The sequence below is a fragment of the Pseudomonas sp. HY2-MNA-CIBAN-0224 genome (assembly GCF_040310285.1).
GTDB classification, from domain to species: Bacteria; Pseudomonadota; Gammaproteobacteria; order Pseudomonadales; family Pseudomonadaceae; genus Aquipseudomonas; species Aquipseudomonas helleri.
Window position 1 is genome coordinate 1 of sequence record NZ_JBEOPQ010000485.1, and the last position, 275, is coordinate 275.

At 50.5% G+C, this 275-nt stretch carries 1 protein-coding gene; it reads left to right on the plus strand.

Translation table 11 applies throughout. From position 1 onward, the window contains the following. On the plus strand, positions 1–275 hold a 275-nt coding region (locus AAEZ03_RS27265; RefSeq protein WP_350582964.1), incomplete at both ends, for an enoyl-CoA hydratase-related protein.

Genomic DNA, 275 nt, shown 5'->3' on the forward strand with positions numbered 1-275 from the left:
GTTGATGTGTATCTCCGTCATAGCGAGCGTTATTGGGATGCTATCACCAATTGTCGTAAGCCGATTATCGCGGCGGTAAATGGCTATGCCCTTGGCGGTGGCTGTGAGCTTGCTATGCATGCCGACATCATCGTCGCTGGCAAGTCTGCTAAGTTTGGACAACCAGAAATCAAAATCGGACTGATGCCCGGTGCAGGAGGTACGCAGCGTTTGTTTCGCGTGATTGGCAAACATAAAGCCATGAAGCTGATACTAACAGGCGACATGATAAGCGC